This is a genomic window from Algoriphagus ratkowskyi (assembly GCF_002150505.1).
GTDB classification, from domain to species: Bacteria; Bacteroidota; Bacteroidia; order Cytophagales; family Cyclobacteriaceae; genus Algoriphagus; species Algoriphagus ratkowskyi.
In genome coordinates this window covers 1-14,635 of the sequence record NZ_MSSV01000003.1, presented here as the reverse complement: position 1 = coordinate 14,635, position 14,635 = coordinate 1, and the positions used below count along the sequence as shown (strand labels likewise).

Sequence of the window (14,635 nt, the reverse complement as noted above, 5' to 3'; positions counted from 1 at the left end):
ATATGAAAAACCACCTTGAGAGAGGTGGTTTTTCATTTTATTTGGTTTTTCATTTCTCTCAAGAATTGGATTTCAATTTTTAATTCCTCCAAAGCTCTTTTTTTATATTCTATAGTTAAGTATTCCAATTCGAGGATATCTAAAGGGTCATTTAGTCCAAATGGCGGAGGTGGAGGCAATAGGTGCGAACCATAATAGTAAGGAAATTGGAAACTTCTTGAAAGCCCGCAATTAGAAATCGAAATTTTTCCTTCTACGTCGTAGCTTGTATAAACTAACCAAGTTTCATAGAGTTTTCGAGGAGAATTAGAACAATAGTTGTCCAAAATCCCGTTAACTATTGTTGAATCCTTTAATTCTCCTTTAAACAACTCAATATTTTCTAGTACATAGCTTCCGTCATTTCTTATTTCTGTAACTCTACCAACAAAAATCAATTCACTTTCCTCAAAACTTATATTCTGAGCTTCTTTTAAATTCTCAATCATTATGCAATCACATGCTTTAGAATTGCCCCATTGAAGAAACAATAAAGTAACTATCAAGTACGATTTCATTTCTTAGGTAGTTAAGTGGTTTTTTTTAACCTCTCATTAGAGGATTTATTCCTTCTTTCTGACCAATTCATTCACTGAAATGTCTTCATCAATAAGTGGCCAGTGAATGCCATATCCAGAAGGAGAAATTTTATACATCTCCCGTTCAATATCAGAAGCAACAAGAAGTTTTTCTGAGATAGTAGAAAGCTCAACCATTATTTCACTTTCGTCTACAGACAGGATCATCTTATCCTCGACAAAACTTATGTCTGATATGTGATAGCTAACTTTCATAGTCTTACTTTTTAAAGTAGGTAGTCCAAGAGTCTACAATTAAATCAAAATTCTTGAAAAGAATTTTGCGGATCTCTTTTCTGCCAGAGGTGCTAAAGTTATACGCGAAAGCTTCGTCAATGTCCACTTCTTCACTTAAAATCCAAAACTTACATTCCATATCTCCTTTTTGGGCATGAATGTGAATTGAGTCTAAACCTTCATTAGAATAGAAGAATAATCTCCAGCCAGAAATGTATAGCACTGTAGGCATGAGCTAATTTATCAAATCAAAAATATATTCCATCCAGCTAAGAATATTAACTTTAAATCACAAATCAATTTCCACTTGCAATCCAGGCCTCATTTCTACCTCTTTACCATTTCCTACTTTGGTGCACGATTAAAATCATAACCCTACGCTTTCAAATAGAAGATTCAAGTAAACTTAATAATAATAGTTACAAAACTTCTGAAGTTGGCGACTGGCTGGCTGCGAAGATTTTAGGTTAAAATAAAAAGCTTTAAAAATGTTTAAAACCACCTCAGGAATGGGGTGGTTTTTTTGTTGTCAAATTTGTTAAATCCATAACCCACATCTACCATTCAGTTACTTAGAGTTTCTTATCTTAAGATTTCAAACCCCAATCAGATGAAACGCTACTATTCCATTTTTGCTCTTGCTTTAGTTTTCTTGATATCCTGTGCTCCTCAAGAAGAGGCTGCTACGATCAAACAATGGTATAAAGGAAATCTTCACACGCATTCGTACTGGTCTGATGGGGATGATTTTCCGGAGATGATTATGGATTGGTATAAGTCGCATGAGTATGACTTTGTGGTGCTTTCTGATCATAATGCTTTGGCAGAAGGAGAGAAGTGGAAGTTACTTCCAAAATCTCCATCCCATGAATTGGGTTTTCAGAAGTATTTGGATAAGTACGAAGAAGAGGTTGAATACCGTGAAGACTCAGTTGGCAGGATAGAAGTGAAATTAAAAACTTTGACAGAATATGCGCCAATGTTCGAGGAGGAAGGCGAGTTTTTGATCATTCAATCTCAGGAATTGACAGATTCTTTTGACAAAAAGCCTATTCATTTGAACGTGACAAATATTCAAGAAAAGATAGAACCCCAAGGAGGAAATTCGGTGTCTGAGGTGATGCAGAGAAGTTTGGATAAGGTGAAAGCACAAAGGGATTCAACTGGGATTCCAATGTTCCTGCATATCAATCATCCAAATTTTGTATGGGCCATAACTCCAGAGGATATTATTGCTTTAGAAGGTGAGCGATTTTTCGAAGTCTATAATGGACATCCACAAGTGCACAATTATGGAGACTCACTTCGACCAAGTATGGAAGTCCTTTGGGACAAAGTTCAGGCAGCTTATCTCCAAGCAAACAAGCCTCTACTTTATGGATTGGCAGTCGACGATGCACATAATTACCATGTATTTGATGAGAATAGCAGCAATCCTGGGCGAGGATGGGTGATGGTTTTGTCAGAAAGTTTGGAAACTGGATCTCTTGTGGAGGCTATGGAGCGTGGAGATTTTTATTCCAGCACTGGAGTGACTTTAGATGAAATTGATTTTGACGGGGAAACGTTGTCTGTGGAAGTAGCGGCTGAAGCTGGTGTTGATTACACCATTCAATTTTTCGGTACCAAAAAATCAAATCCAGAAGCTAGTGGAATAATGCTAAAAGAAGAACAGGGAGAAAGTGCCTCTTATAAATTAGAAGCTGATGATATGTACGTCCGTGCAAAAATCGTTTCTTCCAAATTAAAGGAAAATCCATATCAGCTAGGGGATACAGAAGTGGCTTGGACGCAGCCTGTGATTGGAAATTAATTACAAATCCTGAGTTGAAGATAGAATTGGACGAAATTGCCCCTAATTTCAAATCTCAAATTCCAAATTAATTTCCCCTTGCAATCCCGACCACATTCCTACCTCTTTTCAATTTCCTATTTTGGTGCTCGATACAAAGGCTGGGCTCCTCAGCCAAATCAGCCTACAGTTCAGCGAAAAGTGGAGCGCGTGCTTCGGCATGTGCTCGAGCATGAGGATTTTTCGTTGATTGGAGCTAGTCGAACTGATTCCGGAGTATCTTGTGTGGGAGGGTTTGTGCAGGTTTTCCTTCGGGAAAAGGTAGATATGAATTCACTTTTGCCAGATCTGAATGAGTATCTGCCTCAAGATATTCAACTTAACTCGGTGCAAGATGTCCCTGCAAGTTTCAATCTGATCCAGTCAGTTTCTCAGAAAACGTATCGATACTATTTTACTAACTCCAGAGATTTTCATCCTTTTGCTTCAGCATTCCTGTTCAATATACCTGGAGAGTTAGATTGGGAGATGATGAAAGAAGCTTGCAAATTGTTCACAGGAAAACATGACTTTAAAGGTTTTTGCAGACCTTCCGAAAACAAGACAGACTACGTCCGTGAAGTGCTTTCTGCAAGTATTTCTAATTCGAGGGAGTTTTTAGGACAGTATTTTCCGCAAGAGATTCATTTTTTCGAGATCACTGGGACAGGTTTTCTTCATCATCAAGTGCGAATGATGATGTCAGCTATATGGCAAATAGGTAAAGAAGAAATGGGGATTTCTGAAATAGCGCGTCGTTTTGAATCGCCAGAAGAGTTTGAGAAATTACCGCCAGCCCCAGCAAATGGCTTGGTGCTGTGGGAGACATTGCTGAGCAACCTTTGAGGTGTCATCCCGAATGTCGAAGACTTCGGGATCTCCTCGAAGGTTTTGTCAAATAAGTTAAACATTCGAAGAGATTTCTCAGTCGTACCTCCTTCGAAATGACACCTCAAAGATTAAATACTCAAAGGTTAGATCCTCAAAGCTTCAACTCAAACACATAATCATCCATCACATAGCCATTTCCGATGTCTATGATTTCACTCTTAATATTCACAAATCCTAAGTATTCATAAAAGTCAATCGCTCCTTGATTGTATTTATTCACATTGAGTTGGAGGCTTGTTTGATTATTTGCAAAAGCAATTTCTTTTATTGCTTGAAACAATTTCTTCCCAATCCCTCTCCCTTGAGCGGAAGGGAGAATATAAATTTTATGGATTTTGGTTTTGAAAGGTTCATTATTGACTTCTATTCCTGTAAATCCTAATTTTTCTCCATTTTCATCAGCAAGTAAGAAAATATGTCCTTGTTCTATTTGCTTTTGAAGATGTGGGAAATCATAAAGTAAATTGAGCATGTACTTAATTTGCTCAGGGCTGAGGATTTCAGCAAAAGTAGTTGGCCAAGTTCGCTGAGCTATAGTCTGCACATGGATTAAATCTTCAAGTCTTGCTGGGATAATGGAAACCATTGTTGGGGAGTAGTTAGTCTGGTGTAAAAGTAACAAAACCGACCCTTGGATTAAATAGGCCGGTTTTGAAGAATTGTTGATTTATAATTATTTAAACGCTTTTAGGTTCAGGGTGCGTGTAGCCTTTGCGGTAAGGTCTTCTCAATTTTCCTGTAGCTTCCTTGTCTCCAATCACTGTCATGGTTTTAGGATCGTATTTCAAGGCCCTTCCACCTAAATCCATGGAGATATTTGCCAAAATACAGGAAGCCGTCGAAATATGACCCTCTTCTATATCCGCAATGGGGAGGGTGTCATTCTCAATTGCTTTCATCCAATTTTGCATGTGAAGTCGAGTCGCTGGAGCAGCATTAAGCTCAATATCGGGCTCGGTAAGATCTTCAGGATATTGTTCTCTTTCAAACAGACACTCAAAATGGATTGGCTTTTCATTTTTATCCATAGGAGTATAATCTGCACGCATGGTACTTCCCGCAAGCATTCCTTTATCACCAAAAATCTTAAATGCCCATGGATAATCCGGATCATCTGGATTGCCCCAAGTTCTATGCTGCCAGACTACATTAAGTTCTGGATATTCGAAAATCGCAGATTGGGTATCGGAAATATTGGACTTGCCATCTTTTTGAACATAAATTCCGCCTGAAGATGTGATCTGAGTTGGCCAGCCAAGTGTAAGCATCCAGCGAACGGTATCCAACATATGAACACACATGTCTCCAGTGATGCCATTTCCATATTCCATAAATGTTCTCCACCATCTTCTGTGAGGTAAGCCATCATATTCTCGAAGAGGAGCAGGGCCAGTCCAAAGATCATAATTGAAAAAGTCTGGAACCAGCTCGACCGGAGGATTACCATTTGCTCGCATATGAAAATAACAGCAGATTTCAACATGAGAGATTTTTCCTAACTTTCCCGAATCAATGATTTGTTTTTTGGCATCGATTAAATGGGGAGTGCTTTTACGCTGAGTTCCTACTTGGACTTTTTTGTTATATTTTCTGGTAGCTGCGACTATAGCTTCACCTTCTATTACGTCTACCGAAATAGGTTTTTGTAAATAAACATGTGCGCCAGCTTTTAGCGAGTCTATTGCTTGAAGGGCATGCCAGTGATCTGGCGAACCAATCAGAACATATTCTGGCTTTTCTTTAGCTAAAAGATCTTTATAATTTTCGTAAAGTGCTGGGACTTTTCCAGACTTTTGGCGAGTAGCTACCATGTCTCCTGCAGCCTTCAGCATATTTTTATCTGGATCACAAAGTCCAACTACTTCCACATCGGCAACTTGGATAAGGCGAAAAAGATCAGATTTTCCATACCAACCAGCACCGATAAGTGCAACTTGGAGCGGGCCTTCCCTGTCCTTAAAATTCATGCCTAAAAGGCCGAAACTTGCAAGAGTGGCTAATGCAGAAGAGCCTTTCAGGAAATCTCTTCTATTAAATGAATTCATAAATTTAGGGTTTGAGTTTAATTGTCCCCCTTAAGTTACAAAAACACAAACCTGTAGCAAGTGGTAATTTGATGAAGAGTAATGTGAAGGTTGGATTTTCGACATCCAGTTGGTGGAAATCTAAAACTTTATAAGAGCAACCACTATTTTGCCACCCAATCAAGCTGTCTTCCTTCATCTTTCGCTTTCTTATCTTTTGCAGTTCCTACAGCGATACCTATGCCCATTCCGATAGGTAAGCCAATTCCCAGAAAGGCCAAATTTCCTAGCGCTAAGCCGAAAGCAATTCCTATAGGAATTCCAAATGCAGCCATTCCTAGGACTAACCACTGAAGTTGATAATGATTTTGTGGGACAAGCTTTAGCTCTTGCTCTAGCAGTTTGATAATAGCTGCCTGCGCAGATTTGAATTGTTTTAATAATTCTGCATCTGGTCCGGCGAACTTGTTCACTCCAGCGACAATCTCGTTGATTTTCTGTTCTTGAAGTCTTGGGATTTTCTTTAGCTCTATTGCCGTAATGAGCGTACTCAAGTTGTCAGCAGCTTTCGCAAGTGTAGGGTTTTCTTCGAAAGAAGGTCGGGGAGTGAGGGGAGTTAAAGGCATTAAAGTTATTATAGTTTTATTTTAATTTAAGCCTATTTTGTCAACCGTAAGCATCATTTTATTGATCTCACACTAAATAAAGTCCAATTTATCCTTGGAGGTTTATCAATATGATCTTCGCACGCAATACTATTTAGGTAGCGATGGATTCAAAGCCTTTGCTGCCATTTAGATCTTTTTGTTCTTTTCCATAATAAACTTGCTCTGATGCATGGAAGGTACTTCGGTCGAGTTGTGTTTTATATGGCAAAGGTTAAGGCCAATTTAGGAAAATATGATAACAATTTATTTTTGTGTTGATCTTCAATCTCTTTTCATGAAATCTCTACTGGTTGTCAGAACATTCGAAACCAGAGATCCAACATCGTTCATCTTTAAAACTTCACCCCAAAGCGTTCTCCCAGTTCCGTCAAATCCTTTACCACAGGGTCAAGCAAAGGAATTCCATGCTTCATACGGATCGCTTCCAATTCCCGCTCTGGATCACCAGGAATTAAGACTTTCTCGTTTCCTGGAGTAGGTTTAGCTTCACGAAAACGTGTAATCCAATTATCCATATGTGCTTTAAATTCATCCGCAGGACGGAACGCGTCCACACGCATCGCACCGAAAAAGTGGCCGATTCCTTCCCCAACTGGATTGGGATCTGGCTCTAAGAATGCCACGAACGGTGGAACCCATGGTCCATAATTGGCTCCAGAAAGAACTGCAGAAAATATATCTACGATAGAACCAAGTGCGTAGCCTTTGTGAGAACCATGTTCGCGATCACCTCCAAGTGGAAGCAAAGCACCACCGTCTTTTACGCCATTTGCAGAAGTAGTTGGATTGCCATCTTTATCCTGCACCCAACCAGAAGGTGTATCCATTCCTTTGCGTTGCAATATTTCAAGTTTGCCATTCGCAGCTGTCGTTGTCGCCATGTCGGCTACGAAAGGAGGCTGGTTTTTGGCGGGAATTGCTACTGCTATAGGATTGGTGCCCAAGAGTCTTTCTTGGGAAAAAGTCGGAGCAACTAATGGACTTGCATTGGTAAGAGAAATACCAATCATATCATGATCTAAAGCTTGCATAGCATGATAACCAGCGATGCCGTAATGATTTGAGTTTTTAACAGAAACCCAGCCTGTACCCGCAATCTTCGCTTTCTCTATCGCCACTTTCATCGCATAGGGAGCCACAACTAGTCCCAAACCTCCATCTCCATCCACTACCGCTGTAGAGGGAGTTTCGTGTACTACCCGCATATTTGGAGTAGGATTGATCCTTCCTTTTTCCCAAAGCCTAACATAGCCAGAAAGTCTCGCAACACCATGACTATCCACTCCACGAAGATCGGCCGAAAGCAAGACATCAGCTGCGGTTTTGGCCTGATCTGCCGGGCATCCGATTTTGGAAAGCATGCCTAGCGTAAAAGCGTGAAGTTGTTCGTAGGAATAAGTCATAGGAATAGGGGAATTAATACAGCCAGAAAATTTTGGCTAAAGATAAGAAAGGAAAATTTTTGAATTGCCTAATCAGGCAGTTTGCTCGTGAATGAGTAGGGAAGAAATTGCTCCTTCTTTCAGCGCATAAGGAGAACAAGTGATATAATCCACTTCGATGAATCGTAAAATAAATTCGATTAAACTTGAGGCAACTACGATCATATCCACTCTCATCGGGATCATGCCGGGAATCAGCAGTCGCTCTTCCCTGTTTTTACTCAAAATCATTCGGTGAATCGCTTCATACTCTTCCACTGGTAACTGAAATACATGTCGCCCGGTGAGTTTGCACTGAAGCATGGATTCAAAGTAAATATCAGTGAGCGTGTCAAATGTTCCTGAGGCTCCCACCAAGCCGCCTGGCTTGTAAGTTTTAATGGCTTGGATTAAAGGCTGTAACTTATCTTCCAAATAACTCTCTAGCCGATCTATTTCTTCTGGGAGAATAGGGTCAGTGTAATGAAAAAGCTCCAATAGACGCTGCCCACCTATTTCAAAACTCTGTTTCCAAAATGACTGTTGGTTGTTTCCAATGATGAATTCTACAGAACCACCTCCAATATCCATCATTAATTCAGTATGAAGATTAAGTGAGCCAGAAAGCTTTATACCATCATAGATCATCTGAGCTTCTTCCCCGCCAGATAAAACTCTAATTTCAATTCCTAAAGTCTCTTTCACTTCGTTAACGAAGTCTTGCCCATTCTCGGCATTACGCACGGCGCTGGTAGCAAATGCAAAAACCTGATCAATGTGCTCGCCATCAATCAGGTTTTTGAAATGTTTTAATGTATGAAAAGCTCTCTTAACAGCATCCTTTGCAAGAATATTTTGATTGATGCCTCCCTTACCTAATTTGACAGGAATTTTCTCCTTGTAAATCGTTTTGAAACTTACATCATCAAACTCAACCAATAACAAATGAAAGGTATTGGTTCCCATATCTATCACCGCAGCCTTTCGAATACTCATATTATTACCAGTTTTTTTGGATGCGCGAAGATAGAAAGTAATTTGAAATGAGGACTTTCTACTTAAATTTTATTGCCCAGTTTTTTGGAAAGTCTTATAGCCACAGAGCGCACATAAGTTTTTGTGGAGATCCACAGAGTTACATTTAAACATCTACGGTAGCACTATTGAAATGGTTAATTAGCATTTCATTGAAAAACTTTCGCTCTTTTATTCCTGCTTTAGCCTGACTACAAGATATTCAAATAGGAGGTTTTTTGAGAAAATCTCATTGCTATTTACCCTTGGCTCTTTGCAAATGGATGTTTGTTACTACTTTTTGCCACTTAGCTTTTTGCGAAATTTACAAAAACACTCATTCCTTAAACTTTCCAATTTTTCCATACCTGTCAAAGCCTGTTATATTTGAGGAAGTCTAAAAACTATCGTATGAGCATGCAGGATAAACCCAATTATACTTTGCCAGGAAAAGAAGGCAAGATCGAGTTATTGAAAAAGAAAAATGCCGAAGCACTTCTAGGTGGAGGGCAAACGAGAATTGCATCCCAGCATAAGAAGGGGAAGCTTACTGCACGAGAGCGTGTGGGATTGCTGATGGATGAGGGGACCTTTCAGGAGATTGATAAGTTCGTCATGCATCGAGCAAAAGATTTTGGCCTTGATAAGGAGCATTACTTAGGCGATGGAGTAATCACTGGCTACGGAGAGGTGAATGGGCGATTGGTTTATGTTTTTTCGCAGGACTTTACAGTATTTGGAGGTTCACTTTCGGAAACTCATGCGGAGAAAATCTGCAAGATCATGGACATGGCGATGAAGAATGGCGCGCCGGTGATTGGTTTGAATGATTCTGGAGGAGCGAGAATCCAAGAAGGAGTTAATTCTCTTGGAGGATACGCCGATATATTTTATAGAAATACACTAGCCTCAGGCGTGGTACCTCAGATTTCTGCAATTATGGGTCCTTGTGCAGGAGGAGCAGTTTATTCACCTGCCATTACTGACTTTATATTAATGGTGGAAAACACCTCCTATATGTTTGTAACTGGACCAAATGTGGTGAAGACAGTGACTCAAGAAGATGTAACTGCGGAAGAACTAGGCGGTGCATCTGCTCATAGTACTAAAAGTGGTGTGACTCATTTTTCTTGTGCAAATGAGTTGGAATGCATGCAGCATATTAAAAAACTCTTGAGTTACATGCCTCAAAATTGTGAGGAAATTGCGCCAGTGTACCCATATGAAATGTTGGCGGATGAAAGCAGAAAGGAACTTGATAGCTTGATTCCAGAAAACCCTAATCATCCGTATGACATTCGTGATGCGGTAAAGGGAATTGTGGATGAGGATTCATTTTTGGAAGTCCACGAAAACTTTGCAGATAATATAGTGGTGGGCTTTGCAAGAATCGCAGGGAGAAGTATAGGTGTCGTAGGAAATCAGCCACAATCTATGGCAGGTGTCTTGGACAATGACGCTTCAGTAAAAGCTGCGCGTTTTGTGAGAACTTGCGATTGCTTCAATATCCCCCTTTTAGTATTGGTAGACGTGCCGGGCTTTTTACCAGGAACGGATCAAGAATGGAATGGTATTATTACCAATGGAGCAAAGTTGCTGTATGCGTTTTCTGAAGCGACGGTACCGAGAATTACTGTGATTACGAGAAAAGCATATGGAGGAGCATACGACGTGATGAACTCCAAACATATCGGTGCAGATATGAACTTCGCATGGCCTACAGCCGAGATTGCAGTAATGGGAGCGAAGGGAGCATCCGAGATAATTTTCAAGAAAGAAATTGCTGATGCGGAAGATCCGGAAGCTAAGCTTCAGGAAAAGGTAGATGAGTACACTTCGAAATTTGCCAATCCTTATAGAGCAGCACATCGCGGTTTTATTGACGAGGTGATAACTCCTTCTGAAACGCGTGTTAAACTTATCCGAGCATTCAAAATGTTAGAAAACAAAGTAGACAAAATCCCGAGGAAGAAGCATGGGAATATCCCATTATAACTAATTCAATTATCAATTATCAAATACAGTATCAATGGATTCGAATACCTTTTTATATAAGTACCTAAATAATGCTTCACCAACAGGCTTTGAAGCTTCAGGCCAGCAGATTTGGCTAGATTATATCAAGCCATTTACAGATGATTATTTCACAGATAATTATGGGACGGCGGTCGCAGTGATTAACCCGAATGCAGAATACAAGGTAGTGATCGAAGCGCATGCAGATGAGATCAGCTGGTTTGTAAATTACATCAAAGAAGATGGCTATATATATGTGCGTCGCAACGGAGGTTCGGATCATATGATTGCTCCATCTATGCGCGTGAATATCCATACCGATAAGGGCGTACTTCCAGGAGTTTTTGGCTGGCCTGCTATTCATGTGCGCAAAGAGGGAAAAGAGGATTCACCTACTTTGGATAATATATTCATCGATGTGGGAGCGAGATCCAAAGCTGAAGTGGAGGAAATGGGTATTCACGTTGGTTGTGTTATCACATTCAAAGATGAGCTTACAGAGTTGAATGGGAAATTCTATTCTGGAAGAGCGCTTGATAATAGAATTGGTGGTTACATGATCGCTCAAGTTGCGAAGAGACTAAAAGAGAATAAAAAGATACTCCCTTTTGGACTCTATATAGTAAATGCAGTGCAAGAGGAAATTGGTCTTCGTGGTGCGCAAATGATCGCTGCCAAAATCAAACCGAATGCAGCAATTATTACAGACGTTTGCCACGACACCACAGCACCTCTATATAATAAGGTGACAAGTGGTGATTTTACAGCTGGCAATGGCCCAGTTTTACCAGTGGGGGCTTCGGTCCATAAGAAGTTACTGGATCTCATTATTGCGACAGCCAAAAAAAATGAAATACCCTTTCAAAGAGCCACAGCCTCTAGGGGTACTGGAACAGATACTGATGCTTTTGCTTATTCTAACGAAGGAGTGCCATCAGCTTTGATCTCACTTCCTTTAAAATATATGCATACGACAGTAGAGACTGTGAGCAAAGGTGATGTAGAGCAAGTGATCAACTTAATGTATGAATTCTTGCTAGATTTTGATCCTAAGTTTGATTTTAGATATATAAAATAAGAAAAGCGCCCACAGACATCTCGACTGTGGACTTTAGCAGTAAGTATGGAGTACACAGATCAACTCAAGCGAAACATTTCTATTTCAAGGTCTCCTCAGCGGATCATTTCTCTAGTTCCCTCACAAACGGAGCTATTGATTGATTTAGGTTTGGAGGATAGGATAGTAGGAGTGACAAAGTTTTGTGTACATCCCAAAGGTTTGACAAAACGGAAAACGATAGTTGGCGGTACAAAGAATTACCGAATGGAAGTAATCCAATCTTTGGAACCTGATTTGATTATTGGGAATAAAGAGGAAAATGAGCAGTCAGGAATTGAGGAATTGATGGGGAAGTATCCTGTATGGATGAGTGATATCTATACGGTAAATGATAGTTTAGATATGATTGCGAGTTTAGGGGAAATAATGGAAGCACAGATTAAAGCTTTTCAAATCATTCAGAAATTGAAATCAGACTTTGCTTCACCACTTCCAAAGAAAGGAACTGCAGTATATTTGATTTGGAATGACCCTATCATGGTAGCTGGCGCGGATACCTTTATTAGTGAAATGCTGCATTTTGCTGGGTATGATAATTTGATTCAAGCTCCTCGTTATCCTCAACTTAGTAGTCAGGAACTAATTGATTTCAATCCCGTGTACCTGTTACTTAGCTCTGAGCCTTATCCATTCAAAGACTTACATGTGCAGTATTTTCAGTCGCTTTTGCCGAAGGCTAAAATTAGATTGGTAGATGGTGAGATTTTCTCTTGGTATGGTTCTAGATTATTAGAGGCTAAATCATACTATGAGACCTTATAAGATCTATTAATGAACAGTAGGTAGATATGGAAACCATTGTTCATGAAAAATTATAATTACATTGAACACTTTATTAAAAAAATCAATTAACTTTTGGGTTTAAATAATTTGAAACTTATCATACTTTGAAATCGCGCATGAATTAAGCGCCACTTATGGGTTAATCACTCATGCGAGATTCCATACATAATCCAAAACAATTATAATCATATGAAAAATACAAAATTTGCATGGGTGGCTTTGTTCGCTTTGGCTTGGTCATGTGGGCCAAAGACATCTGAGAATTCAGTAACCGAAACAGTTATTGAAGAAGTTCTGGTTGCTGAAAATTCACTTACGGAAGATGAAAAGGCTGATGGCTGGATGCTACTATTTGACGGTGTCAATACTGATGGATGGAGAGCATTTAATGGAGATAGCTTTCCTTCGGATGGATGGGTAGTAGAAGATGGATCTTTGAAGGCATTGGGTAAAGGAGGAGATATCGGAGGAGATATTGTTTTTGGTCCAGTTGAATTCGAGGAGTTTGAGATGGAGTGGACATGGAAAATCTCTCCGGGGGGAAATAGTGGTGTGCTATACCATGTGGTAGAGGATCCAAAATATAAGGCTCCTTATGAGACAGGACCAGAGTATCAAATGATTGATCAGTTAGGTTTTACAGATCCTTTAGAAAAGTGGCAGTCAATTGGCGCGGATTATGCAATGACAGAACCAGATTATGAAGGTGTAGTGAAGGAAGCAGGAGAATGGAACACTTCGAGAATCATATTATCGGAAAAAGGCTCAAGCTATTATCTTAATGGAAAGAAGACAGTTGAATTTGTGCCTTACTCTGAAGAATGGACAGCTGCCCGTAATTCTGGTAAATGGAATGACTTCCCTGATTACGCAATTTCAAAAACTGGTTTAATATCGCTTCAAGATCACGGCGCTCAGACTTGGTTCAAAAACATAAAAATTAGAAAACTTTAAAATCTAGGATAAGCGACAAGTAACTTATAGGAGCGTGATCACAACTAATGATCTGAGGATCCACCTGCTTGCAGGTAGTTATTATATTGTAAAGACAAATTTAAATCATATGAAAAAGGTATTAGTAGCGATGTTAGTGATGGCATCTGTAAATTTTGCTTACGCGCAGAAGAAAGTAAAACTCTTTAATGGCAAAGATCTTTCAGGATGGACGATCTATGGTACAGAAAAGTGGTATGTAGAAGATGGATTGTTGATTTCTGAAAGTGGCCCAGATAAAGGATATGGTTATCTGGGTACGGATGAGGAATACGATGATTTTGAAATTAAACTTGAATTTAAGCAGGAAGCCAATGGTAACTCTGGTGTTTTTATCAGATCTACAGTAGATGGAACAAAAGTTTCTGGCTGGCAAGTAGAGGTTGCACCTCCAGGTCATGACACCGGCGGGATCTATGAATCATATGGCAGAGGCTGGTTAGTTAAGCCAGATCCAGAAAAAGATAAATACTTAAAGTTCGGAGAGTGGAATAAAATGAGAATCGTTGTCAAAGGAGATAACGTTACCTCTTATTTGAATGGTCATGAAATGGTGAATTTTACTGATACTAAAATAGGAGAAGGAAAAGGTGGTGTTAATCTTCAAATCCATGATGGTGGAGGAATTAAGGTTTACTGGCGAAACATTGTTTTGAAAAAGCTTTAATAAGCCAAAAGCTATAGATGAAATGCCCTGATGATTGAGTCATCAGGGCATTTTTGTTTTGAGGAAACTTTTCCCCGTCTCTATCAGTACTTTATGTCAAAAGGAGTTAAAACTCTAAGATTTCTATTGCTCCTAAGAATAAAAGGTAGATATTTGCACTCCCAAACGAGGCGAACGGCAGCGAAAAGGGAAGAGAGAAAATCCTCAAAAAGTATTGAAAAATTAAAATTTGCGAAGCGTTTGGAAGTCAGCAATGATCTCTTACCTTTGCGCTCCCTTCAGCACGGAAGGGGGATAAAAGGTAAGAGAGTTTAGGTTCTCAGAAACTTTTAAAATAAAAACTGCGAACGGTA

Annotated in this window: 15 protein-coding genes; 7 read left to right on the top strand and 8 right to left on the bottom strand. The window is 39.6% G+C overall.

What is annotated here, in order from left to right; genetic code table 11:
• Positions 1-32 precede the first annotated feature (32 nt).
• From BVH02_RS03590 to BVH02_RS03580, 3 genes are all read right to left on the bottom strand, one after another.
• On the bottom strand, positions 33-488 hold the full coding sequence (locus BVH02_RS03590) for a hypothetical protein (protein ID WP_086499032.1): 456 nt from the start codon (positions 486-488) through the stop codon (positions 33-35).
• Between the two features lie 114 nt (positions 489-602).
• The gene (locus tag BVH02_RS03585; RefSeq protein WP_086499031.1) at positions 603-833 is read right to left on the bottom strand and encodes a DUF2442 domain-containing protein; all 231 of its coding nucleotides are present in this window, start codon (positions 831-833) and stop codon (positions 603-605) included.
• Positions 834-837: 4 nt separating this feature from the next.
• Positions 838-1,086: a DUF4160 domain-containing protein gene (locus tag BVH02_RS03580; protein WP_086499029.1), complete on the bottom strand. Its 249-nt coding sequence runs from the start codon at positions 1,084-1,086 to the stop codon at positions 838-840.
• A gap of 378 nt (positions 1,087-1,464) precedes the next feature.
• On the opposite strand from BVH02_RS03580, the gene BVH02_RS03575 reads away from it, so the two are divergent.
• Entirely contained in the window at positions 1,465-2,667 is a 1,203-nt protein-coding gene (locus tag BVH02_RS03575) for a CehA/McbA family metallohydrolase domain-containing protein (protein WP_111357102.1), read from the top strand.
• Between the two features lie 78 nt (positions 2,668-2,745).
• Positions 2,746-3,531: a tRNA pseudouridine(38-40) synthase TruA gene (gene truA, locus BVH02_RS03570; protein ID WP_158093854.1), complete on the top strand. Its 786-nt coding sequence runs from the start codon at positions 2,746-2,748 to the stop codon at positions 3,529-3,531.
• 136 nt (positions 3,532-3,667) lie between these two features.
• Here the strand turns inward: truA and BVH02_RS03565 are convergent, their stop codons facing one another.
• From BVH02_RS03565 to BVH02_RS03545, 5 genes are all read right to left on the bottom strand, one after another.
• Positions 3,668-4,162, bottom strand: coding sequence for a GNAT family N-acetyltransferase (locus BVH02_RS03565; protein WP_086499025.1), 495 nt, complete (start codon positions 4,160-4,162; stop codon positions 3,668-3,670).
• A 91-nt stretch (positions 4,163-4,253) separates the two neighbouring features.
• Entirely contained in the window at positions 4,254-5,621 is a 1,368-nt protein-coding gene (locus BVH02_RS03560; protein WP_086499023.1) for a Gfo/Idh/MocA family oxidoreductase, read from the bottom strand.
• A gap of 143 nt (positions 5,622-5,764) precedes the next feature.
• Positions 5,765-6,226, bottom strand: coding sequence for a hypothetical protein (locus BVH02_RS03555; protein ID WP_086499021.1), 462 nt, complete (start codon positions 6,224-6,226; stop codon positions 5,765-5,767).
• A 374-nt stretch (positions 6,227-6,600) separates the two neighbouring features.
• Positions 6,601-7,671 (bottom strand): Ldh family oxidoreductase, encoded by a 1,071-nt coding sequence (locus BVH02_RS03550; RefSeq protein WP_086499020.1) that lies wholly within the window; start codon positions 7,669-7,671, stop codon positions 6,601-6,603.
• 72 nt (positions 7,672-7,743) lie between these two features.
• On the bottom strand, positions 7,744-8,685 hold the full coding sequence (locus BVH02_RS03545; RefSeq protein ID WP_086499018.1) for a Ppx/GppA phosphatase family protein: 942 nt from the start codon (positions 8,683-8,685) through the stop codon (positions 7,744-7,746).
• Between the two features lie 429 nt (positions 8,686-9,114).
• Here BVH02_RS03545 and BVH02_RS03540 point away from each other — a divergent pair, with 429 nt between their 5' ends.
• From BVH02_RS03540 to BVH02_RS03520, 5 genes are all read left to right on the top strand, one after another.
• Positions 9,115-10,698, top strand: coding sequence for an acyl-CoA carboxylase subunit beta (locus BVH02_RS03540; RefSeq protein ID WP_086499017.1), 1,584 nt, complete (start codon positions 9,115-9,117; stop codon positions 10,696-10,698).
• Positions 10,699-10,732: 34 nt separating this feature from the next.
• Positions 10,733-11,797: a M42 family metallopeptidase gene (locus BVH02_RS03535; protein WP_086499015.1), complete on the top strand. Its 1,065-nt coding sequence runs from the start codon at positions 10,733-10,735 to the stop codon at positions 11,795-11,797.
• Positions 11,798-11,842: 45 nt separating this feature from the next.
• The gene (locus tag BVH02_RS03530; RefSeq protein ID WP_086499014.1) at positions 11,843-12,601 is read left to right on the top strand and encodes a helical backbone metal receptor; all 759 of its coding nucleotides are present in this window, start codon (positions 11,843-11,845) and stop codon (positions 12,599-12,601) included.
• 210 nt (positions 12,602-12,811) lie between these two features.
• Entirely contained in the window at positions 12,812-13,576 is a 765-nt protein-coding gene (locus BVH02_RS03525; RefSeq protein WP_086499012.1) for a 3-keto-disaccharide hydrolase, read from the top strand.
• 109 nt (positions 13,577-13,685) lie between these two features.
• A complete protein-coding gene (locus BVH02_RS03520) occupies positions 13,686-14,282 on the top strand; it encodes a 3-keto-disaccharide hydrolase (protein ID WP_086499010.1) in 597 nt (198 codons plus the stop codon).
• The last annotated feature ends 353 nt before the right edge of the window (positions 14,283-14,635 follow it).

Coding starts and splice junctions, on each gene's coding strand:
- BVH02_RS03590 (WP_086499032.1), bottom strand. CDS start 488: ATGATTGAGAATTTAAAAGAAGCTCAGAATATAAGTTTTGAGGAAAGT.
- BVH02_RS03585 (WP_086499031.1), bottom strand. CDS start 833: ATGAAAGTTAGCTATCACATATCAGACATAAGTTTTGTCGAGGATAAG.
- BVH02_RS03580 (WP_086499029.1), bottom strand. CDS start 1,086: ATGCCTACAGTGCTATACATTTCTGGCTGGAGATTATTCTTCTATTCT.
- BVH02_RS03575 (WP_111357102.1), top strand. CDS start 1,465: ATGAAACGCTACTATTCCATTTTTGCTCTTGCTTTAGTTTTCTTGATA.
- BVH02_RS03565 (WP_086499025.1), bottom strand. CDS start 4,162: ATGGTTTCCATTATCCCAGCAAGACTTGAAGATTTAATCCATGTGCAG.
- BVH02_RS03560 (WP_086499023.1), bottom strand. CDS start 5,621: ATGAATTCATTTAATAGAAGAGATTTCCTGAAAGGCTCTTCTGCATTA.
- BVH02_RS03555 (WP_086499021.1), bottom strand. CDS start 6,226: ATGCCTTTAACTCCCCTCACTCCCCGACCTTCTTTCGAAGAAAACCCT.
- BVH02_RS03550 (WP_086499020.1), bottom strand. CDS start 7,671: ATGACTTATTCCTACGAACAACTTCACGCTTTTACGCTAGGCATGCTT.
- BVH02_RS03545 (WP_086499018.1), bottom strand. CDS start 8,685: ATGAGTATTCGAAAGGCTGCGGTGATAGATATGGGAACCAATACCTTT.
- BVH02_RS03540 (WP_086499017.1), top strand. CDS start 9,115: ATGAGCATGCAGGATAAACCCAATTATACTTTGCCAGGAAAAGAAGGC.
- BVH02_RS03535 (WP_086499015.1), top strand. CDS start 10,733: ATGGATTCGAATACCTTTTTATATAAGTACCTAAATAATGCTTCACCA.
- BVH02_RS03530 (WP_086499014.1), top strand. CDS start 11,843: ATGGAGTACACAGATCAACTCAAGCGAAACATTTCTATTTCAAGGTCT.
- BVH02_RS03525 (WP_086499012.1), top strand. CDS start 12,812: ATGAAAAATACAAAATTTGCATGGGTGGCTTTGTTCGCTTTGGCTTGG.
- BVH02_RS03520 (WP_086499010.1), top strand. CDS start 13,686: ATGAAAAAGGTATTAGTAGCGATGTTAGTGATGGCATCTGTAAATTTT.